Here is a 21,322-nt window from a genome sequence, read left to right on the forward strand (position 1 = left end):
GCGCCTATTCAGGCTTGGCCCGGTTCTTCTTCGACAGCCGGAAGTCGGGCGGGAACTTGCTGTCGTTGTCGTTGACCGCGGCCGACAGACCCGAATCGATCGATTCGAACATGTCGAGGTCGTCGTCGCTGTCGTTGGCCACCCCATTGCCCATCGACTCGAAAAACGCGCTCAGCAGGCTGCCCATGTACTCACCCTGCTGCTGTTTGAAGATCTCGAAGAACATCTTCTGTTGAAAGACGGTGTCCACCGGCCGGTTTCGGGTACAGGCCAACGCGTACTTCTGCACTTCGTCCTCCAGCTGGTCGCGGGGCACCACCTTGTTGAGAAAGTTGCAGTCGTACATCTCCGCGGCGGTGAACGGCCTGCCGGTGAACACCATCTCCTGGAACTTGCGCAGGCCCATCATCTGGACCCAGGTCCACATGCGTGGCCCCCAGCCGTGATACCGGAATGACGGATGGCCGAACAGGGCGTCGTCCGAGGAGATCACCAGGTCGGCGTCCGCACACTGGTAGAAGTGCCAGCCGTAGCAGTAGCCCTTGGCCTCGACGATGCTGATCTTCTTGAAGTCCTGTAGCGCCCGGTTACCGGCCTGGGAGTTGGCGTACCAGGCGCTGATCGTGGCGCCGTTGCGGAAGGTGCCCTTGGGCGGGTACGTGACCGGACCGGCGCCCGAAACATCTCGGTCCTCCAGGCGCAGCTCGGCCAGCCGCACCGCCGGATTGTCGTTGCCCTCCATGAACTCCGGGAGGTCCGCACCGCTGCCCAGGTTGTCCCCGACGCCGCGGATGATCACCACCTTCACGTCGTTGTCGGCGTTGGCCGCCCGCAGCACATCGGCGTAGCGGAGCCGGGCCATCGACGTCGGCGCGTTGAGGAACTCCGGCCGGTTGAACGTGATGGTGGCGATCTTGGTCTTGGGGTCCTTGTCGTAGAGGATGATCTCCTCGGGTGTGGGACGCTCAGACATGTGCCGCCTCGCTGCCTGCCGGGGCCTCGGTGAGCACCTCGGGACCATTGGAACCGATGACGACGGCATCGCGGCTGAACACCGCGCCGACGCCGGGCTCCCAGACATAGGCGGTGATCGCGAGCACCATGCCCTCCTCGAGGTAATCGGTCTCGGCGGTCTGCCGCAGGCTCGGGGACACGACGGGCGGGTCGAATCCCAGCCCGAGGCCGTGCGCCACCGGCATGGCCGGCAGCGCCTCCCCGGCCTGTTGGTACGCATCCAGCAGTGCACTGGTCGGTTTACCGGCGCGGCACGCGTCAACGAGCCGGTCCCACAGATCATCCCGCCGCCGGTACAGCGATCGGGCCGCATCAGTCGCTTCGCCGACGCACACCGTGCGCGCGACCTCGGCGACGTAACCGTCGGCGAGCACACCGGCCGACAGTGCCACCAGATCCCCGTCGCGCACCCGGCCGTCGCCGTCGGCACGCCGCCACGGATGGTCCTTCGACGTGACCCAGGCAGCGTCCTGCGTCGCCGGGGTACTCACGCCGCCCGCGGCTTCGGCCTCCAACACCGCACCGGCGAGGCGATTCTCGGTGGTCCCTGGAGCCAGTTCCGCGATACCTCGCGCCAGACCCGCCTCGGCAACCACCAGTGCGCGCCGCAGCGCCGAGATCTCCTCGGGCGTCTTGACCCGCCGCGCGGCCCGCATCGCCTGCTCGCCGTCGACCAGCTCGGCGTTCGGAAATGCCATCGGCAACAGCTTGGCGAACGTCGGTGTCAGGGCGTCGGTTCCGACCCGCTGTGCCGTATCGGCGCCCTTGATAGTCTGTAGCACGGTAATGAGCGTCATCGGGTTCCAGGCCAGACCGTAAAGATTCTCGTGGGGAATCTCCTCGGGGATGCCCTCGTCCCACGTGCTGTTCAGATGAATCTCACCGGTCTCCCGGACGAAGGTGCAGATCGGCCCGAACGGCCGGGTACCCACCACCCACAGCTGCGGAGCGCCGGAGATGTAACGGACGTTGGCCTGCCTGCCCAGTACCAGCACGTCGAGGTCGTGGGCCTCCATCTGGGCGAGAGCGCGCTCCCGACGGCTGACGCGCAACGCCCGTGCGTCGGCCTCGATTTCAGTTCCCACTGGACACCTCATACGGGTCGTACGGATATGCGGTCAGCGGCATCCAGCCGCCCTCGGTGACTACCACGATCTCCTCGCCGCGATAGCCGCCGGTGCCGTCCTCCCACACCACCGGCTCGAACACCAGCAACATGCCATCCGGGAAGACGAAGTTGTCGTCCCACTCCTGACCGAGATCCGTTCCGATCATCGGCATTTCGGCCGCGCTCGTCCCGATACCGTGTCCCAGGTAGAAATGCGGCAGCCACGGCTTCTGGTCGCCGGCCGCGGCCGTCGCCGCGCGGCCGAGGTCGCCGCAGGTGGCACCGGCCTTGGTCACCGAGAGCACCGCGTCGACGATCCGGCTCCACTTGTCGAACTGCTCCTGCTGCGCCGCAGTCGGGTCCTGTCCGACGATCCAGGTGCGGCCATGGTCGGAGCAGTAGCCGTGATAGGCGATGGACACGTCGGTCCACAGCACATCTCCCTGCTGCAACTCGCGCTCGGTAGTGAGCAGGGGAAGCGCGAGATCACCGGTGGTGGTCCAGGTGCCTTCCGCCCGCGATGCCGGCATGGCCTGCCAGATCGAGTCGAACATGTTCGTAGTGGCCCCGAGTTCGAAAGTCCGCCGCACGAATTCGGCGGACAGGTCGATCTGCCGCACCCCGGGCACCACCGACTTGTGGATCTCGGCGATGGCCTGCTCGGTGATCTGGCAGGCCCGGCGCACACAGGCGATCTGGTCGATCGTCTTGACCAGCTTCGCCGCGCCGATCACCGGCGCGGCATCGATCGGCGGGGTGGGGAACAGCGTGCTGCCCGCCCGCCGCATCGCCCCCGTCAGTTCGTCGGTGGCGATGGTCGCACCGGCCGGTACCAGACCGGCGAGGGTCCTCGCGAATTCCGCTACCCCCTCTTCGAATTCGAGGTACACGGGGCCGTGCAGGTGATCGTCGGGCAGGCCCGATTCCATCGACGCGCCCTCGCGGAACGGCAGGAACAGATGCGGGTGCTCGTCGTCCGCCAGCACGACCGCGATCGGCCGCTCGACATGCGAGAGCCCCGCGTCGGCCAGTGGCCAGGCGATGCCGGTGGCATACATGACGCTGCCGTTGCCGAGCAGCACCAGCGCGTCCACTCCCTGGTCGGCCATCGCGGCGCGCAGCCGCACGCCGACCTCTCGCCGCATCCGGGCGAGGTCAGGTTCGTCGGGAATGTCGAGCGGGGTGTAGCCGGTCCGGGCGATCTGGGTGACGCCGGACAGCGTCGCGCTCGTCATAGGAGCCCCAGGAACTTCTGGATGTTGGTGGAGACGATCTTGACGGCGTTGTCGGGTCCGACCGCCTCGACAACCGTCGCCAGTGACTTCTCCGAGTATCCGAAGGTGCTCTCGTTGTGTGGATAGTCGCTGGACCACATCACGTTGTCGACGCCGATCTCGTCGATCAGCCGCAGCCCCAACGGGTCCACCATGAACGACGCAGCCATGTGCTTGTCCCAGTAGTGCCGGACATCGTGCTGCAACTCGTGGTTGAACATGTGCCGGTAGGAGGCCAGCATGTGCTCGGCATCCTGCAGCGCAGTGGGCACCCAGGCGATGCCGCCCTCGAACCAACCGACCTTGAGCTTCGGATGCCGATCCAGGATGCCCGAGAAGACGTATTTGGCGAACTGCTCGCGGAACGAGTCGACGTTGACCATCATGCCGACCACGACGCTGTTGTTCTCGCACGGAGTCTTCGGTGGGGTCTCGCCGATGTGGTGGCTGACCGGGATACCGGACGCCTCGATCTCGTCCCAGACCGCATCCATCGCGGTGCTGCCGTAGTCGTAGATGTTGCCGTCGTCGTCCTTGCCCGGGTTCAGCGGCAGCAGGAATGTCTTGAGTCCCAGGGACTTCAGTTCCTCAAGGGTGCTGCGGGTGCCCTTGGGATCCCACCAGTTGATCAGCCCGACACCGTAGAAGTGGCCGTCGGACTGCTCCTGCAGGGCGGCGATGTGCTCGTTGTAGATCCGGAACACCCGCTCGCGCAACGCCTTGTCCGGGTAGTGGAACAGGGCCAGCACCGCGTTGGGGAACGCCAGCTCCTTGTCGATGCCGTCCTCTTTGAGCTCGCGGATGCGGGCGGCGATGTTGTTCGACGCGGCACCGGCCAGGTCGTCGTACTGCATCAGCACGCGGCCGAAATCGCCTCCGGTCCAGGCTTTGCCCTTCATCCCGACCATGTAGGCGCCGTCCTCGTACCAGATGCGCGGCGCGGCACCTTTGAGTTCTTCGGGGAAACGGTCGTAGAAGATGTCATCGGCCACCGAAATGTGGTTGTCGGCCGAGAAGATCTCGGTGCCCGCCGGCAATCCGAGGTCACCGGTGGCATGGCCCTTGCGGTGCTTCGGCGCACCGAAGCCCTCGGGTGGATAGAGGGTCGTCGAAGCAGTCATGTAGGTACTCCAATCGGGCTGTAGGGGCTGAGGGCCGGTTTACCGGCAACTACCAGGCGACGGGGAGTTCGTAGACGCCGTAGGCGAGGCGGTCGTGCTTGAACGGCACCTCGTCGAGCGGAATGGCCAGGCGCAGAGTCGGGATCCGGCGCAGCAGGGTGTGGAAGACGATCTGCAGTTCGGCGCGGGCCAACTGCTGCCCGACGCATTGGTGCCTGCCGTAGCCGAAGCCCAGTTGCTGGCTCGCGTCGCGGCTGAGGTCGAGCTTGTCGGGCTCCGGGTAGGCCTTCGCGTCCCAGTTCGCCGGGGACAGGTCGATGATGACACCGTCACCGGCGCGGATCGTCTCGCCGCTGATCTCGATGTCCTCCAGCGCCACCCGGCGCTGGCCGGTCTGGATGATGGACAGATAGCGCATCAGTTCTTCGACCGCGTTGGCGATCACCTTCGGATCCTCGGCGTTTCGCAGGAAATCGGCCTGCTCGGGGTTCTCCAGCAGCGCCAGGATGCCGATCCCGATCATGTTGGCGGTGGTCTCGTGCCCGGCGATCAACAACCCGGTGCCCAGCTGCGCGGCCTCTTTGACGCTGATCTCCCCGGCGGTGACCCGGTCGGCCAGGTCCGACACCGCGTCCTCGGCCGGGTTGGCCTGCTTCTCCTCGACCAGATTGATCAGGTACTGGTGCAGGCTCATCGCGCCCTTCTGCATGGCATCCGCCGCGGCGTACCGGGCCAGGCCGGCGTTGGCGTGCTCCTGGAAGAACTCGTGGTCCGCGTATGGGACACCGAGCATCTCGCTGATCACCACGGTGGGCACCGGCAACGCCAGCTTGGCGACGAGATCGGCGGGTTGCGGCCCCGCCAGGACCTGGTCGATGCACTCATCGGTGATCTTCTGGATCGCCGCGCGCAATCCCTCGACACGACGAAACGTGAAGGGCTTGGACAGCATCCGGCGGAACCGGGTGTGTTCCTCGGCATCGGAGGTGAACACCGAGCGCGGCCGCTTGTCGACGGTGGAGAGCATGTGCTCGTTCCAATGCGGAAAGCCCTCGATCCGGTCGTCCACACTGATCCGGGAGTCTGCGAACAGGGTCCGGGCCTCTTCGTGGCCGGTGATCAGCCACGGGGTGCTGCCGTTCCAGATCTTCACGCGGAACAGGCCTTTGGGGTGGCCCAGCATCGGCGGCGGCGGCGCGAACGGGCACGCCGCGTCGCGCTCCATCGGGTATTCGGGAATGTCGGTGGCGGCCGGGGAGTCGGTGAGCGTTTCAGACATGAGTCGGTGTCATTCCTCGATCTGGATGGCTAGGGCTGGGCAGGCCGCCGCTGCGCGGCGAGTGTTGTCGGTCTGGTCCGGTCCGGGGGCGGTTTCTCGGAGGACGACGACGCCGTCCTCGTCGCGCTGGTCGAACACCTCGCTGGCGTTGAGCACGCACTGGCCCGAGGACACGCACTTGTCCTGGTCGACGCTGACTTTCATGAGCGATCGCTTTCCTGGGTAACCGGCGCCATCCACAAGCCGACGATGGCATCGATGAGTCCCGACGCCGCACCCTGCCAGGACGCCCGGGGCACATCGGCTCCTTGCGCCATCGCCCGTTCCCGGTCGGCGCAGCTGTGCATCAACAGATTTCGCGCCATGATGTTGCGTTCGGCGCGGATCTCCTCGGGCAGTTCGGGCAGGCAGTTGGTCATGCCCTCGATCACCTGCACCAGAGACGGCGAGCTCAGCGCGTCGCGGACGACGATGTCGTGGTAGGCCGGGTCGGTCATCACCTGGGCGGCGAACCGGGCGTACCACGTCGGGTTTCCCAGCGCCGCAAGATGATCGGTGAGCGGCTGAACCAGGCACGCGACCCAGTCCCGGAGCCCGGCCGAGTCGTCGATATCGGCGACCATCTGCTCGCGCAGGTACTCGATCGGGCCGCGGTGCTTGTGCTCGATGGCGCGGACCAGGTCGGTCTTGGTGCCGAAGTGGTAGCCGACCGCGGCGTTGTTGCCCTGCCCGGCCGCCTCGCTGACCTGCCGGTTGGACACCGCGAACACCCCGTGTTCGGCATAGAGCCGCTCGGCCGCCTTGAGGATCGCCTCCTGCGTACTGCTGGCCCGATCGGCGCGAGCGGTCCGATTGGCTGCTGTCACCGTTACAGTCAACGCCCCTCCTGTAATTAAGTCAAGCAGTTGATTTAATTCGTCGCCGCCCCGCCGACACTACGGTTTCTGATGAAATAACCGGATTACTGCAGCAGAAACCGTAGTGTCGGCGGGGTCATTTGGGCTTGCGGACGATGACCTTGCCCGCGACCGTGCCGCCGTCGATCGGCAGCACGGTTCCGGTGACGTAGCGCGATCGATCGGTGGCGAAGTAGAGCGCCGCCTCGGCGACGTCCTGGACGGTGCCCTCCCGCTTGAGTGGGCGGTCAATGCGCATCTGGGCCCGAATCCCGGCCTCGAACTCCTCGATGCGCTCGCGCTCCTCGGGCGAGGCCGACTTGGCCACGATCGCGGTGCGGATGTTGCCCGGGGCGATGGCGTTGACCCGAATCTCGTAGTGGGCCAACTCGATCGCCGCCGACTTGGTGAACTGGATGACCGCAGCCTTGGACGCCCGGTAGGTCATCACCCCGCCACCGGCCTGGATACCACCGATCGAGGTCAGGTTGAGGATCGAGCCGCCGCCGTGCTCGGACATGTACCGCGCGGCATCGCGGGTCCCGGCCATGACGGCGCGGACGTTGACCCGCATCACGGTGTCGAAATCGGCCAGATCGTCGTCGAGGAAGCGGCGGTGCATCCGGCCGGAGACCCCGGCGTTGTTGACGATGACGTCGAGGCCACCGAAGGTTTCGATCGAGGTCGACACCAGACGGCCCACCTGATCGACATCGCTCACGTCGGTGGACAGGAACCGGGTGTTCTCCCCCAGCTCCTCGGCCAGTGCCTTGCCGCGGTCCTGGTCGATGTCACCGATCATCACCCGGGCGCCTTCGGCGGCGAACCGCCGCACCAATCCCTCACCCAGTCCCGATGCACCGCCGGTCACCACCGTGACTTTTCCGGCCAGCTCGTTGCCTGTCATTGCACCTCTTTCAGGAATTTCAGCAGCACCGCGGTCAGTGCGGTGGGCTGTTCGATCTGCGGGCAGTGCCCGGCGCCGGGAATCACCGCGCTGCAGGCATCGGCGATCTGGCCGGCGATTTCGGCGGCCCAACCGGACGGCAGCAGCTTGTCGTGTTCCCCCTCGATGATCATGGTCGGCACCCCGATGCGGTCGTAGTCCCGTTGCGCCGACGGCATAACCGGCGGTTCCAGGCCGGGCCGTCGAAACCGGGCCGCCGCCAAGCTTTCCCACGCCCCCGGCGCGATGCTCGACTCGTAGCGCCGTTGCACGTACCCCTCGTCGTCCGGATAGGCCGGACCGGCGAACAGCGCGGTGACAATGCGTCGCATCCCGTCCAGAGTGGCGTCGTAGTCGTACAGCGCGGCCGAATGCTGGTTGCGCTGGATCTCCCCTCCCCCACAGATCGCGGTGAGCGATCGCATGGGTAACCGCGGATTCTCCGACGTGGCGTCCACCAGAAGATTGACCGCACCCATCGAGTTACCGACGAAATGCGCTGAGCCGACGCCGAGTTCGGCGCAGAACCGGGCGACGTGCCGGATCCGCAGCCCGCGTCCGTCGGTGAAGTCGATGACCTTGGCGCTGCCACCGAAGCCCAGCATGTCCGGGGCGAGCACGCGGAAATGCTCGGCCAGTTCGTCGATCACCCGCTCCCACGCCAGTTCGGCGCTGACACCGAACTCGCCACCGTGCAACAGGACGACGGGGTCCCCGGACCCGGCTTCGAGGTAGCCGGTGGTCAAACCGTCGACGTCGATGGTCTTGCGTGCGAAGTCCACGGCCACACGATACTGATGTTTTCTGAATTGGAGAACATCATTCTCGGATCTCTGAGATGATCGGAGTGCTTACTCAGGCAGACCGGTCATGCGTAGCGTCATAGCAATGCTGGAGGGGTCGGAGATCCGGTGCGGATTCGCCGTCGCGGCCGACGAGGGCATGTGGCGACTGATGCCGGCAATTGTCCATCCACTCGTCGTCGGACGGGCTACTCAGTGACCTCACCGTTTGCCGCAGCCTCGAGCGCTACAGCGACAGCTTCAAACTCCGCCAGCGCAGCGGCCAGGTCCTCCACGATCTCGCGGGCGATCACGTCCGGCGCCGGGAGGTTGTCGGCATCCTCCAGCGATTCGTCGCGCAGCCACGAGATGTCTAGGTTCACCTTGTCGCGGGCGATGAGGTCGTCGTAGGTGAATGTTTTCCACCGCTCCGACTCCACGCGCTCCTCACGCGGTTTCCTTGACAAGTAGGCGTCAACGAACTCAATTAGGTGGTGGCGTCGCAGCGGATTCTGCTTGAGCGCGAAGTGCTGGTTGGTACGCAGGTCGTACACCCACAGCTTGGTAGTCCACGGCTGCTCGGCCGCTGGCTTCTTGTCGGGGCCAACGTCTCCGGCCGCGGAAGGTTGAAGATCAGCCGGGCGCGCGGTTCCGGATCGAACCCGTTGGTGAAGTGGGTTTCGACGCCGGCAGCCTCGAACACGAACGGCAGCCGGCCGTCCCGAGTCTTCGCCTTGATCCGCACCTCAGCGGGGAGCCCATCGGCATACATCGCCGATTGCCATTCCACACCGGAGAGCGGCGTCCCGACGGGTTTGGCCTCCATGACGCCGACGACCGCCTTGTCCACGTACAGCAGGTAGTCGACCCGCGCGTGGCCTGGCTTCAGCACCACTTCGCGGACAGCGGCTCCTTGCCCGGCAAAGATGTTGAGGTCTTTCTTGTCCTGTATCAACCAACCGGCCTGGGTGAGCTGCTCGTCGATGAGTTTGCGGGCACGCGCCTCGGCAGGTAGCCGGGCTGCATCATCCGAATCACTCATCGCAGTGAGACTATCGACGCCAACCCCGCGAACGCCAGCAATCACACCATTTCACGATATTGATGACGACACACCAAATCCAGCAATGAATATGCGACTCTGTTGCCGAGCAGTTCTGCGCAATCGGTCGTACCTCGTGGCCTTCGGCTGTTCATGTCTTTGGTAGCCACCCCGACCACGACGGGGACAGGACGAATCCGCGGCCCTGCGGATCCTTACACGCCGTTGTCCCCGAATCGTCCACCCCGCAGATCACTCCATCAACGGTGATCGAATGCAGCGCGGGAAGCGTTTTGACGCCTGCCGAGCGATCATCAGACGGAACAACGGGCTTCAATCCTGAGGAAGTGCCGATCCAGTTGACACGCGGTGCACCTTTCGACGTTGGAGACGCCGGCGGTAGCCCAGGAAGATCGTTTCCGATGCACTGCGCCTGTCCCGATAGAAAGTTGCAGGTAACGCCGTCAGGCGTGCGGAAATACACTTGTTTAGAAGGTATACCGGGTGTCGAAGCATCTACCGCATATTCTCCGACATCGACAGGAGTGTAGCTCCCCAGATCAGGGAACCTCGGAGGATCCGCATGCGCGCTACAGGCGCTCAACAGAGCAACAACGAGAACGCCCGCACCCGCGGCAAACGTCTTTGCGATCATATCTGTCCCATCGGAATAGACTAGTATGGCGTTATCAACGGTCAATTGTTCGGGTTTACTCGGAACTGTCCAACGGTGTATGGGCTGCCAGTGTCCGTATTCCATTGACTTACCCAAATGTCCATATTGTCGAGCGTCGCGCCGGGCATTATGTACCCACCATAGTTCTGCGGAACCTTGCCTGGTTCGCCCCAGTGGCCACCCTCCGCTACGACCGTCTTCGATGAGTCGGCGAATATCTGAGTTGGGTCGCCGCCAGCGCCAACTAACACCTCGACGTTCCCCGTACTGCCATTGAATCCCGATAGAACCGGCCTTCCGTCAACTTCACGGAAGCTCAACTCGCCGTAGCGGTCAGGGCCTACTGGGATGGTGGCAACCTCCCCCGGTTTGCCCCAATCCTGCCCTGTCCACGGCTGCCAGGCATCGCGGTTCGTAACTTGATCAGCGTCAACCCGGTACATGGTGACGCCCTGGTTGCGGTCAAAAGTATCCGCGGCGATGTACACATTGCCGTCGTCAGCCTCGAATCCGCTTATCTGGGAGGGAACGCTGCCCGGCGCACTTGCCCGATGGTTCGGGTCGTTCGGTAGCGGAGCCGGCGCGGATTCCCATGGTCTCCATGAATCCCGACCTCCATTCACATCGACAGGGACCAGGCCCCGCCCGTTCGAGAGGTCGGTGCCCTTATTGACCTCCACGAGCCAGGATCCCCCTTTGGGAGCTAAACCTTCGTTTGTGTTGGTGCCCACCACCATCATGACGGTACGTCCGTCTTTCATCGTGATGCTGCCTGAAGGCAGCGCATTGTTGGCACCGGCCTCAGCCACCGCCTTCGGGAGAGGGAACAACACGTTGGGACTGCCGTCTGGTCCGGTGATTGGCTCGCCGAATTGTGGGCGCCCATCCGCGTCGAACGTGACGGGAACTGCGACCGACGGATAGTGTGTTCCGTCGCCTTGCTTGTCACCTGTGTACGAGTCGCCAAAGATCGCGATCTTCTGACCATTCGGCAATTCGATGATTTCGCCGAGATCGGCGGCCTTGATACCGGGGATTCCGGGGTAAGCACCCGTCCCTGCCACAGGCCCCAGGTTGCGAACGTCACCCTCCGCCAACGGTCCGTCTGAAATCCCCGGCAACAGCAGATCTTGCAGTGTGGTCGGCGCATCGCCAGCAGGGACCCCCGTAGCGGTCGAAATCGCCTGCGCCAGATCACCATCGACTGCAGCGCCAGCAGCTAGAACTTTTGCAATCCGCGCTTGCAGATCGGTGACCTTGTCCGCGACCTTTTGCGCTGCCTCGGCATCGAGGTGTGCCGTATCGGGCGGCATCACCTGGTTGGTGTCCGCGTTGACCTGAATGCCCGGTGCCTCGGCGGCATAATTCAGTAGGTCACGAACATCATTCGCCACGGTCTCGGCGTCAGCCTCGCAGCGGTCCATCGCAGCAGCCGCCGCCTTCAGTTGCCCTGAGGCAACATCGTGCAGTCCCGCGATCATCAACATCGAACTCATCGCCGCACCAGCTGCCTGACCATCCCACGTCGATAGCGTCGCCAGCGACTGGTAAAACTCCGACGAATTCGAGTGATTGTCAGCCATGTCGCGAGTGCCCTTAGCCAACTCGGCGATCTCAGGAGGCAGGAAAAGAAGCTCCCGCAGCGTTAACGACACCTAAGTTCCTCAAAGCTCCGAACCCGCATCATCAATCCCTGCGGCTGCAGTTTCGTCGGTCTTTTCATAGCCGGTCGCCGCCTGCCGGTGCCCCTCGGCATGTCGGGCGAAATGCTCGCCGAACCGCAAGCCCTGCTCTTCCCACGCCGCCAGCATCTGTGGCAACGCGGTGGCAGCCTGACCCGATCCCAGAGCGGTCCCGCCAGCCCGAGCGTGCGCCCCCTGGTGCTTCTCGACGAAGCTATTGGCCTGGCCGTCGAGCCGATCCGCCGCCACACGCAGCTCGGCAGGATCTACCTGCAACGGCTCATTTGCCTTGGACATCGCTATACCCCCCGCCCAGCAACCTAGGTATACGCAAAGAGTACACCCGCCGATTACCCAGCCAACGCATCAACCGCTAGTCCCACAAACCAGGCAGCGCCTCAGCGAGGCGCAAGAGAACCCACCGTGATTCTCGACGACTGAGCGGACGGTTGTCAGCCAACCTCGCTTACGTTTTCGAGCACTTTCACCGCGCTGCCCCACTCGACCGGGCGAAGGTCAGCACCTGATTGGCCAGCATGTCGAGCTGATTCCGAACCGGACCGTCCGCCAATGCGCCTGACTCGTCCCAGATCTGGTCGGCGGAGTTGATCGCCACCCCGAGCGGGGTGGGCCAGGCGCGCAGTGCATGACCGATGGAGCGCAACTGTCCCAGCGTGCCCACCGCGGCCTGCCAACCGTAGGCACAGCTGATGCAGCCCCACGGGGTGTTGTCCAGGTACACCCGCGGGTCTTCCCGCAGATCCTCGATGTAATCCAGCGCGTTCTTGACCAGACCGGAGATCGCCCCGTGATAGCCGGGTGAGCCCACCACCACGGCATCGGCATTACGCAACGCCGAGACGAACTCGAGGGCCGCGGGTGTGCGCTCCAATGAATGCGGCGCATACATCGGCAATTCCAGATCGGGGCCCGCGAACATCCGGGTCCGGCCCCCTTGGCGTTCCACGGATTCTAGGCAGTACCGCACCGCACGTTCGGTCGAGGAGTCGGCGCGAAGGGTGCCGCCGAGACCGACCACGAACGGAATCTTCTCAGGAGATGTCACGGTCCCTCACTTGATCGCAATAGGGTTCACCGGCGAACCGACGGCCCCGGTGACACGCAGCGGCGGGGCGACGAGCTGGAATTCGTAGACGCCGTCAGCCGCGCAGTCGGCGGCCAGCGCACCCAGGTCCCAATACTCGCCGAACATCAGGCCCATGTCGCGCAAACACAGCAAGTGCATCGGCAGGAACGTGCCCTCGACCCCGTTGGCCGGGTCGGGATCTTCGACCATCAGATTGTCGGCCGCGACGGCGGCCACCTGAAGGTCGTGCAGCCACGACGCGCACCGCCAGTCCAGTCCGGAACCCGGCTCGGCGCCATCGCCGGTGGCCAAAAACCTGGTCCACCAACCGGTATGCACCACCACGATATCCCCGGGCGTGATGGCCACACCCTGTGCGCGGGCCACGTCGTCGAGCTCGGCCGGGGTCACCGGGCTGCCCGGTGGCAAGAACTGCTCGGCGCCGCGGTGGCGCACCACATCCAGCAGCACGCCGCGGGATGTGATGCCCTTGCCGTCGACCTTGTCGATGCCGCAGTGGAAGGCGCCGAAGCTGGTGACCGAATCCGCCGGGAACCCGTTGTAGAGCTTGTCCTCGTAGTAGACGTGCGACAGCGCGTCCCACTGCGTGGCGGCCTGCAGCGGCATGACGATCATGTCGTCGTTGAAGCGGAACGGGTTGTCCACGAAGAACTCGCTGACCTGGTGGGCCACCGTGTTGCGCAGCCACTGCGGGCCGTACCGGGCCAGCGTGTTCGCGTCGCCGCCGTCCACCGTCATTACGTGGGTCGGGTTCTGCCGGAACTGGAACGCACCCTGCGGCCCGGCCGAGGAGAAGTCACCACCCAGCGCGAACACCTTGCCCTTCCTGACCAAGGACGCGCCCTCGGCGACCTTGTCCGGGGTGATCAGGTTCAGGGTGCCCAGCTCGTCGTCGTCACCCCAGCGACCCCAGTTGCGCACATCATCGGCGACCTTGCGGAAGTCGCTCATCGTCCCGGCCAAGCTCAACTCCTCTGATCAGCGTCGTCTACAGCATCGACCAGGTCGGCCTCCCGTTGGGCGAGAATGCCGCCGTCGGCCCAGATCGCCTGCCCGGTCACATAACTGGCCGCCGGACTACCCAGGAACGCCAGCAGTGCTGCCTGTTCTGCAGCATCGGAGTTCCGTCCCAGCGGCGTGGTGAACGAATCGAGATACTGCTGCCCGTAGGCCTCGCGCAGCTGATCGAGAATGGGCGTCGCGGTCACCCCCGGGGCGGTGCAGTTGATCCGGATGCCCCGGGCCCCGAACTCGGCGACCCGGCGCATGCCGTAGAGGATGATCGCCTCCTTCGACAATCGGTAGCCGCCGTCGGCCAGGGCCTCCGGATTCTCGGCACACCACCGCAACCCCTCGTCGACCGACCGGGTCCGGAGCAGTCCCGCTGTGGTGGCGCGGTTTTCGCGGTAGCCCGACGCCGCCAGCGAGGACACCGAGGTGATCGATCCCCCGCCGGCGATACGGTCCTCCAATGCCTCGGTGAACTGCCGAGTGCCAAGGAAGTTGATCCGCACCACCAGCAGTGGATCACCGATACCCGAGGACACGCCCGCCACGTTGAACAGCGCGTCCACCGGGCCCTCGACTGCGGCGGCGGCGCGGGCGACGGACTCCTGGTCGGCCAGGTCGAGTTGGACGAATGTCTCTGGCCCGTGCTCGGGCCCGGCCAGATCCAAGCCGGTCACCCGGGCGCCGAGTTCACCCAACGCGCGGGTGACCTCGGCGCCGATGCCCGACCCGCAGCCGGTGACCACGACGTGTTTGTCGTCGTAGCGCACCAACTCGCTCAACCGGGTCACGGTCAGCCGGCTGATTCGCGGGCCGCCTTCTCGGCCGCGGCCGCCTTGACCCGGCCCTCGTTGATCTCGGCCATGGCCTCGGGGATCTCACCGGCGGTGAACTTGTCGCGACCCGTGGGCAGGCCACCGAAGGCGTAGGTCTCGTCGAACAGCGGCGCGTCGGACGGACGGCGGCGGGACTCGACCTTCTCGACAATTGCCTCCAGCCTCTTGGCCTTGTCCGCCACTGCTTTCGCGTCCCGCTCGATGAACTCGGGCAGGATCTCCTTGCCCATGATCTCGATGGACTCCATCGTGCCCTCGTGGCTGCGCGGGTTGAGCAGCAGGATGATCTCGTCGACCCCGCTGGCCTCGTAGCTGCGCAGGAACTCACGCACGGTATCGGGCGAGCCGATGGCCCCGCGACCGGGACCGTAGGCCAGTGTCGGATCCTCCTTGACCGCCTCCTGGTAGCGCTCCCAGACCTTGGTGCGGCCGGGGGTGTGCATGCCGGTGAGGTAGTAGTGCATGATCCCGAACGAGAAGAAGCCACCGCCGATACCGAGACGCTTGAGGGCCTCGTCGTCGGATTTCGCCACCATCATCGACAGGTCACCGCCGATGGCCAGGATGTTGGGATTGATCGCCGGGGTGATGGGGGCACCCTGCTCTTCGAATTCCTTGTAGTACCCGTCGACCCGCTCCTTGAGGGCTTCCGGGCCGGTGTAGGCGAAGCTCAGCGCGCCGATGGCCTTCTGCGCGGCCATCTGCACCGACGACGGGCGGGTGCAGGCCACCCAGACCGGCGGGTGCGGCTTCTGCAGCGGCTTGGGGATCACATTGCGGGCCGGCATCTCGACATGCTCGCCCTTGAAGCCGGTGAACGGCGCCTCGGTCATACAGCGAATCGAAACCTCAAGCGCCTCTTCCCACATGGTGCGCTTGTCCGCCGGGTCGATGTTGAAACCGCCGAGCTCGGCCACCGAGGAGCCCTCGCCGGTGCCGAACTCCACCCGCCCGTTGGAGAGATGGTCCAGGGTGGCGACGCGCTCGGCGATACGAGCCGGGTGGTTGATCGGCGGCGGCAGGTGCATGACCCCGAAACCCAACCGGATGTCCTTGGTGCGCTGGCTGGCCGCGGCCAGGAACATCTCCGGCGCGGTCGAGTGGCAGTACTCCTCCAGGAAGTGGTGTTCGGTGAGCCAGACGGTGGAGAAACCCGCCTTGTCAGCAGCCTCGACCTCGGTGAGACCGTGCTGGAACAGCTGATGCTCGTCGTCCTCCGACCACGGCCTGGGCAGCGGGAACTCGTAGAACAGCGAAATCTTCATCGGTCTCCTCCTGAGGGGTTGCTGACGGTGTCCTGGACTCGTGCGTTGACGGCTGACGAAACTGGTTGTGCGGCAACCTGCGCGGCGATGTGTCGGGCAGCCACGTATCCGAATGTCATCGCGGGCCCGATCGTCGCGCCCGCACCGGCGTAGCTGCGACCCATGACCGCCGCCGAGACGTTGCCCACCGCGTAGAGCCCGTCGACCACGGTCTCGTCGGCGCGCAGAACCCGGGCGTGCTCGTCGGTGCGCAGACCGCCCGAGGTGCCCAGGTCGCCCAGGATGATCTGGAAGGCGTAGTACGGCGGCTTGCCGAGCGGACGCAGGTTCGGATTTGGCAGGGTGGGATCGCCGTAATAGTTGTCATACGCGCTGTCGCCGCGGTTGAAGTCGTCGTCGTGGGCGGCGTGAGCCAGCTGGTTGAACCGCTCGGCGGTGGCCCGCAGGTTCTCCGGCGGCACCCCGATCTTGCCGGCCAGCTCTTCCCAGCTGTGCGCTTCGACCACGACACCCGAATCCAGCCAGGCTTGCGGCACTTTGCGCCCGGTGGGGACCGGGGCGAACGGGATCTTGGGGATGGGCAGATGCCCGGCCACCACATACCGGTGGAACGAGTCGATGTCGGTGACGAGCCAGCACGGGATGTGGGCGACGCCGGTTTCTTGTCCTGCGATCATGGCGTGCGCGAAGTCCATGTAGGGGGCGGCCTCGTTGATGAACCGCTTGCCGTCACCGTTGACCACGAACTGTGACGGCATCATCCGCTCGTTGAGCATGAACTGCAGTCGGCCGTCGGGCCAGCAGATCGCCGGGAACCACCACGCCTCGTCGAGTAATTCGGTGGCGCCGCCGACTTTCTCTCCCGCCCGGATGCCGTCACCGGTGGCGGCGGGGTTGCCGAAACTCCAATCCTTCTCCAGCACCGGCAGGTGCTCCTTGCGCCAGGCCATGTCGTGGTCGAATCCGCCCGAGGCCAGAATCACCCCACCGGTGGCCCGGATCCTCACCGCGCGCCCGTCCCTCTCGATGACGGCACCGAGCACCGCGCCGTCATCGTCGGTGATCAGCGAGGTCATCGGCGCATTCAGCCACAGCGGGATGTCGTGTTGCTTGAGCGCCAGGCGCATCCGGGCCGCCAGCGACTGGCCGATGGCCGCCATCCGGTCACCGAAGACGCGGGCCCGCACCATCCGCCAGATCAGCTTCAGCAGCACGGCTTTACCGCGCCAGTTCTGCCGGACCTGGTAGAAGAGCCGAAGGTCCTTGGGCGCGAACCAGATTCCCCTGGGCGCCAGGGCCAGCGGGGCGAGCAGCTCCTGCTCGTGCTCGCCGAGCTTGCGCAGGTCGATGGCCGGCACGTTGATGGTGCTGCCCTGGGCGGAGCCGCCCGGTAGTTCCGGGTAGTAGTCGGCGTAGCCGGGTTTCCAGACGAACTCGAACCATTCGCTGTTGTGCTCGAGGAAGTCCATCATCTCCGGAGCGGCCTCGACGTACTTGCGTAACCGGGCGTCGCTGACGGTTCCCGCGGTGATCTGCTTGAGGTAGTCGAACACCCCGTCGGGTGAGGGCACGTAGCCGGCACGGCGCTGCGACGGCGCACCGGGCACCCAGATGCCGCCGCCGGAGAGTGCGGTGGAACCGCCGAAGTGGGGTGACTTTTCGACCACCAGGGTGTCGAGGCCGGCCGCGTCGGCCGTCAGCGCAGCCGTCATGCCTCCGCCGCCGGAGCCGACGATGAGCACATCCACCGTTTCGTCAAACGTCTTGGTGTCTGGGGTCATGCTGCGATTCCTACCGCCGTCCTGATTGCGAAACCTGCGATCAATTCAGGTGCCGCCCGGTAAAAGTGGTTGCCGGTCCGGTACGGACCGTTGGCTGCCAGGGCGGCGAACGCGGCCACCCAGGTACGGATCTCGTGGGCCGAGTTGCCACCTTCGCCGGCGATGAAGGCGTTCGACCAGCCGTCCAAATCGGCGAGCCTGCCCTCGTCGAAGATCTCCAGCAGGCCGTGGTCCCAGTCAGGGTTCAGCGGCCGCAGCGGGCTGTCGCCGTGGGCGAAATCGTGGGCCGCTTGACTCACCGCCCGCTGCCGGGCCATCCGTTGCTCGGCAGACATCGGCGCCCCGTGCACGATCCGGTCCAATGCGGCCGGCGGCGCGGTGTCCAGCGTCGGTACCGGCGGGTCATGCGACAGGCCTCCGGAACCCAGCACCAACACCCGCTTGTCGAGAGTGCCGAGGAAAGCACCCACGGCCGCGCCGAGGGCGCGCGATCGCGACAGCGGACCCAGCGGGGTGGCAACGGAATTGATGAAGATCGGCACGATGGGACGCGCCGTCGCCGCACCGAACAACTCCTGCAACGGCTGCACGGTGCCGTGGTCGACGTCCATGCTCGTCGAGATGGCGATGTCGACCCCGGACTCCCAGACCGCCTCCGCGCATGCCTGCGCGAGGTCACCTGCGACGTCGAGCGCCCCCTGGTGTGTCCCGTAGTCACCAACCCCGGCGGCCGCGGTGCCGATGCAGAACGGCGGCATCAACCGGTAGAAGAATCCGTTGTAGTGGTCCGGCGAGAAGGTGACGACGAGTTCGGGGTCATAATCGGCGACGAAGGCACGCGCGGCGTCGAGCGCAGAGCCGATCTCGTCGAGGAGTTCAGCCGACGGTCCCGGAAGATTCAGCAGTGGGCTGTGGGACATACAGCACAGGGCTACTGGCACCGTTCACTCCTCCTTCCGCCATCTGCAGAACCTCGAACAGGGCCGCACTCAGTTCCGGGGCACGTTGGGCGATGTCGGCCCCGGCGATGCATCGGTCCGGGCGCAGCACCAGCACGGATTGGACGTGCGCGTCGAACCAGGATTTGAGCGCACCGGTGCGGTCCCCGACGACCACCACGGACCCGTCGTCGTGGTCCGCGTCGTGCCCGGTCCAGCACAGCTGAGTCTGTGGTCGCGCGGCGATGAACTTGGCGCCCAGGGCTTTCCAGCGTTCGTAGGCGTCCTGACCGAGCAGTGCCCGCGGATTGTTGTTCCAGCACAGCACCGCGAAATTCAGCCCGATCACATCGTCGAGCAAGACGTTCGACCGGTCGCGGGTGTCCACCCGAGGCTGGATGAACAAGGTGCCCACCGGAGACTCCGCCGTCGGCGGCACCGGGTGAAAGACCGCGCCCTGGTCGTAGCGCGGCATCGGCTTGAACCGCATCTCCAGCACGTAGCGCTTGAGCGCCGGAACCACCGAGGCCCCGCGAATCAGTTTGTCCCGCAACACCGCGACCTTGCGGTTGGTCGGTGAGATGACCCGTCCCACCAACGTGGACAGGTCGATCATGGCCCTGGCGTGCTTGCGGCGCTCGGTGTCGTAGCTGTCCAACAGCGCGTCGCCGGCCTGGCCGTTGACCACCGCGGCCAGCTTCCAGCCCAGGTTGGCCGCGTCGCGGATACCGCTGTTGTATCCCTGGCCCTGCCACACCGGCATCAGATGCGCGGCGTCGCCGGCCAACAGGAACCGGCCCTTGCGGAAATTCCCGGCGATACGGGAATGGTGGGTGTAGACCCGGCGCCGGATCACGTCGACCTTGTCCGGGTGCGGGACGAACGGCGCCAGCAGCCGCGCGACGAACTCGGGACCCTCGGCCTGCTCGTCGGTTTCGTCTGCGTGGATCATGAACTCGAATCGCCGGATGCCGTGGGCGATGGAGATCGAGGCGTATGGCCGGTCCGGATCGGCACCGACCTCGCTGTTCGGGTGACCGAGCGGATCGTTGGCCAGATCGATGACCACCCAGCGGGTCGCCGAGGTGGTGCCGTCGAACGATACCCCCATCAGATGGCGGGTGGCGCTGCGTCCGCCGTCGCACCCGACCACGTAGCGGGAGTGCACCGCGGGCGCATCGGGGCCGAATTCGACCGTGACACCGTCGGCGGTCTCGACCCCCGATTCCATCCGCCGTCCCCAGGCCACCTGGACGTGTTCGAATCGGTCCAGCCCGGCCAGCAGTTCCGCATCCACCAGCGGCTGGACGAACCCGTTGCGTTTCGGCCAGCCGAATCGCGCGTCCGGGGGCGCCATTTCGGCCAGCAACCGACGGTTCGCGTCGTAGAACCGCAGGATCTGATTGGGCACGGTGTGGGGCAGGATCGCGTCCACCAGGCCGATGGACTGGAAGGTGCGCAGCGATTCGTCGTCGAGGCCGACCCCGCGCGGGTAGTCGATCAGCGTGTCGCGTTCCTCCACCACGAGGGTCCGGACACCTTGAATACCAAGGACATTTGCCAGGGTCAGGCCGACCGGCCCGGCCCCGACGATCACGACATCGACGTCGTCAGCCACGTTCCCGTCCCAACAGGAAGTCCAGGTGCAGCCGGTTGAACGTCTCAGGGTCTTCATATTGCGGCCAGTGCCCGCAGTCGGGCATCACCTCGAACCGCGCGTCCGGGATCATCGAGGCGATTCGCCGGCCTTCGCTGACATCGGCCGTCGGGTCGTCGCTCGTCCACAACACCAGGGTCGGCGCGGTGATCGCGCCGTATTCCTTCTTCCCCAGCAGATTCCGCGCCCGGATCTCCGGATCCTGCAGGGCCATGATGTCGCTCATCGCGGCGACGAATCCGGGTTGGCGATAGACCGCCTGCCGGCTGGCCACGATGTCGTCGTAATCCTTGCTCTTGTCGGCCATCAGCCACTTGATCCGGGCTTGCACGGTTTCCCAGCTCGGGTTCTCCGCCGCCGCCATGGACAGCGTGATGATCCGCTTCATCACTTCTGGATCGGCCTGCGAACCACCCGCGGTGTTGAGCACCAATCGGTCGACCCGATCCGGATGATCGGCCGCGGCCCGGGCGGCCACCCAGCCACCGAGCGACTCACCCGAGATGTGGGCGCGCGGCGCGCCGATGGTGTCGAGGAAACCGATGAGGTGGTCGACATAGTGCGGCACCTCAAGTGGGTGACCGGGCTTGTCGGTATAGCCGTGCCCGAGCATGTCGATCGACCACGTCGAGAAGTGCTCGGCGTGTGACTGCAGGTTGCGCACGTAGGCCTCGGCGTGCCCGCCGGACCCGTGCAAGAGCACCAGCACAGGCAGTTTCGGGTCACCGGCATGCAAGTAGCGGGTACGCACCCCGCCCACATCGAGATAGCCCTGCGAAAACGCCACGCCCTGCAGGTCACGCCAGACGCTCTCGTGCTCGACGGCCGAAACGGAGCCCGGGGCAGGCCCGGCGGCAGTGCTTGTCATGGTCCCCTCTCCAGCGGAAGCGAGAATCTTATTCTCCAAAT

General features: G+C 65.6%; 21 protein-coding genes. All 21 read right to left on the bottom strand.

All coding sequences use genetic code 11. The features are described from left to right. Nucleotides 1–4 precede the first annotated feature (4 nt). Nucleotides 5–973, bottom strand: a complete 969-nt coding sequence (locus BN4332_RS11400; RefSeq protein WP_066898540.1) for an enoyl-CoA hydratase/isomerase family protein — start codon at nt 971–973, stop codon at nt 5–7. Continuing rightward, nucleotides 966–2,099, bottom strand: coding sequence for a M24 family metallopeptidase (locus BN4332_RS11405; RefSeq protein WP_066898541.1), 1,134 nt, complete (start codon nt 2,097–2,099; stop codon nt 966–968). Before BN4332_RS11405 ends, BN4332_RS11400 begins: the two co-directional genes overlap by 8 nt. Further along, nucleotides 2,089–3,357, bottom strand: a complete 1,269-nt coding sequence (locus BN4332_RS11410; RefSeq protein WP_066898542.1) for a M24 family metallopeptidase — start codon at nt 3,355–3,357, stop codon at nt 2,089–2,091. Before BN4332_RS11410 ends, BN4332_RS11405 begins: the two co-directional genes overlap by 11 nt. After that, nucleotides 3,354–4,517 (bottom strand): amidohydrolase family protein, encoded by a 1,164-nt coding sequence (locus tag BN4332_RS11415; RefSeq protein WP_066898543.1) that lies wholly within the window; start codon nt 4,515–4,517, stop codon nt 3,354–3,356. Before BN4332_RS11415 ends, BN4332_RS11410 begins: the two co-directional genes overlap by 4 nt. Nucleotides 4,518–4,566: 49 nt before the next feature. Then, nucleotides 4,567–5,796, bottom strand: coding sequence for a cytochrome P450 (locus tag BN4332_RS11420; protein WP_066898544.1), 1,230 nt, complete (start codon nt 5,794–5,796; stop codon nt 4,567–4,569). Nucleotides 5,797–5,805: 9 nt separating this feature from the next. Next, nucleotides 5,806–6,000 (bottom strand): ferredoxin, encoded by a 195-nt coding sequence (locus BN4332_RS11425; protein WP_066898545.1) that lies wholly within the window; start codon nt 5,998–6,000, stop codon nt 5,806–5,808. Then, complete coding sequence (locus tag BN4332_RS11430; protein ID WP_200820290.1) at nt 5,997–6,662, bottom strand: TetR/AcrR family transcriptional regulator; 666 nt, start codon at nt 6,660–6,662, stop codon at nt 5,997–5,999. The genes BN4332_RS11425 and BN4332_RS11430 overlap by 4 nt, the downstream gene beginning before the upstream one ends. A 127-nt stretch (nt 6,663–6,789) precedes the next feature. Further along, nucleotides 6,790–7,599 carry an SDR family NAD(P)-dependent oxidoreductase gene (locus tag BN4332_RS11435; protein WP_066898547.1) on the bottom strand — a complete coding sequence of 270 codons (810 nt, stop codon included), beginning with the start codon at nt 7,597–7,599 and terminating at the stop codon, nt 6,790–6,792. Next, a complete protein-coding gene (locus tag BN4332_RS11440; protein ID WP_096867070.1) occupies nt 7,596–8,420 on the bottom strand; it encodes an alpha/beta fold hydrolase in 825 nt (274 codons plus the stop codon). The genes BN4332_RS11435 and BN4332_RS11440 overlap by 4 nt, the downstream gene beginning before the upstream one ends. Nucleotides 8,421–8,629: 209 nt before the next feature. Next, nucleotides 8,630–8,860 (bottom strand): methyltransferase, encoded by a 231-nt coding sequence (locus BN4332_RS34270; protein ID WP_066898549.1) that lies wholly within the window; start codon nt 8,858–8,860, stop codon nt 8,630–8,632. 47 nt (nt 8,861–8,907) lie between these two features. Continuing rightward, nucleotides 8,908–9,462: a hypothetical protein gene (locus BN4332_RS11450; RefSeq protein WP_066898550.1), complete on the bottom strand. Its 555-nt coding sequence runs from the start codon at nt 9,460–9,462 to the stop codon at nt 8,908–8,910. Nucleotides 9,463–10,158: 696 nt separating this feature from the next. After that, nucleotides 10,159–11,793 carry a DUF4185 domain-containing protein gene (locus BN4332_RS11460; RefSeq protein WP_066898551.1) on the bottom strand — a complete coding sequence of 545 codons (1,635 nt, stop codon included), beginning with the start codon at nt 11,791–11,793 and terminating at the stop codon, nt 10,159–10,161. A gap of 9 nt (nt 11,794–11,802) precedes the next feature. Continuing rightward, complete coding sequence (locus BN4332_RS11465; RefSeq protein ID WP_066898552.1) at nt 11,803–12,117, bottom strand: WXG100 family type VII secretion target; 315 nt, start codon at nt 12,115–12,117, stop codon at nt 11,803–11,805. Between the two features lie 187 nt (nt 12,118–12,304). Continuing rightward, a complete protein-coding gene (locus BN4332_RS11470; protein ID WP_066898553.1) occupies nt 12,305–12,886 on the bottom strand; it encodes an NADPH-dependent FMN reductase in 582 nt (193 codons plus the stop codon). A 6-nt stretch (nt 12,887–12,892) separates the two neighbouring features. Beyond that, on the bottom strand, nt 12,893–13,879 hold the full coding sequence (locus tag BN4332_RS11475) for a cyclase family protein (RefSeq protein ID WP_096867071.1): 987 nt from the start codon (nt 13,877–13,879) through the stop codon (nt 12,893–12,895). Nucleotides 13,880–13,893: 14 nt separating this feature from the next. Further along, entirely contained in the window at nt 13,894–14,727 is an 834-nt protein-coding gene (locus tag BN4332_RS11480; protein WP_066898555.1) for a coniferyl-alcohol dehydrogenase, read from the bottom strand. Nucleotides 14,728–14,729: 2 nt separating this feature from the next. After that, nucleotides 14,730–16,037 carry an LLM class flavin-dependent oxidoreductase gene (locus BN4332_RS11485; RefSeq protein ID WP_066898556.1) on the bottom strand — a complete coding sequence of 436 codons (1,308 nt, stop codon included), beginning with the start codon at nt 16,035–16,037 and terminating at the stop codon, nt 14,730–14,732. Continuing rightward, entirely contained in the window at nt 16,034–17,818 is a 1,785-nt protein-coding gene (locus BN4332_RS11490) for an FAD-binding protein (RefSeq protein ID WP_066898557.1), read from the bottom strand. Before BN4332_RS11490 ends, BN4332_RS11485 begins: the two co-directional genes overlap by 4 nt. Next, a complete protein-coding gene (locus BN4332_RS11495; protein WP_066898558.1) occupies nt 17,815–18,738 on the bottom strand; it encodes a 3-carboxyethylcatechol 2,3-dioxygenase in 924 nt (307 codons plus the stop codon). Before BN4332_RS11495 ends, BN4332_RS11490 begins: the two co-directional genes overlap by 4 nt. Then, nucleotides 18,695–20,374 carry a bifunctional 3-(3-hydroxy-phenyl)propionate/3-hydroxycinnamic acid hydroxylase gene (locus BN4332_RS11500; protein ID WP_066898559.1) on the bottom strand — a complete coding sequence of 560 codons (1,680 nt, stop codon included), beginning with the start codon at nt 20,372–20,374 and terminating at the stop codon, nt 18,695–18,697. Before BN4332_RS11500 ends, BN4332_RS11495 begins: the two co-directional genes overlap by 44 nt. Next, on the bottom strand, nt 20,367–21,281 hold the full coding sequence (locus BN4332_RS11505; protein ID WP_066898560.1) for an alpha/beta fold hydrolase: 915 nt from the start codon (nt 21,279–21,281) through the stop codon (nt 20,367–20,369). The genes BN4332_RS11500 and BN4332_RS11505 overlap by 8 nt, the downstream gene beginning before the upstream one ends. Nucleotides 21,282–21,322: the final 41 nt, after the last annotated feature.

The organism is Mycolicibacterium houstonense (genome assembly GCF_900078665.2).
Classification (GTDB): Bacteria; Actinomycetota; Actinomycetes; order Mycobacteriales; family Mycobacteriaceae; genus Mycobacterium; species Mycobacterium houstonense.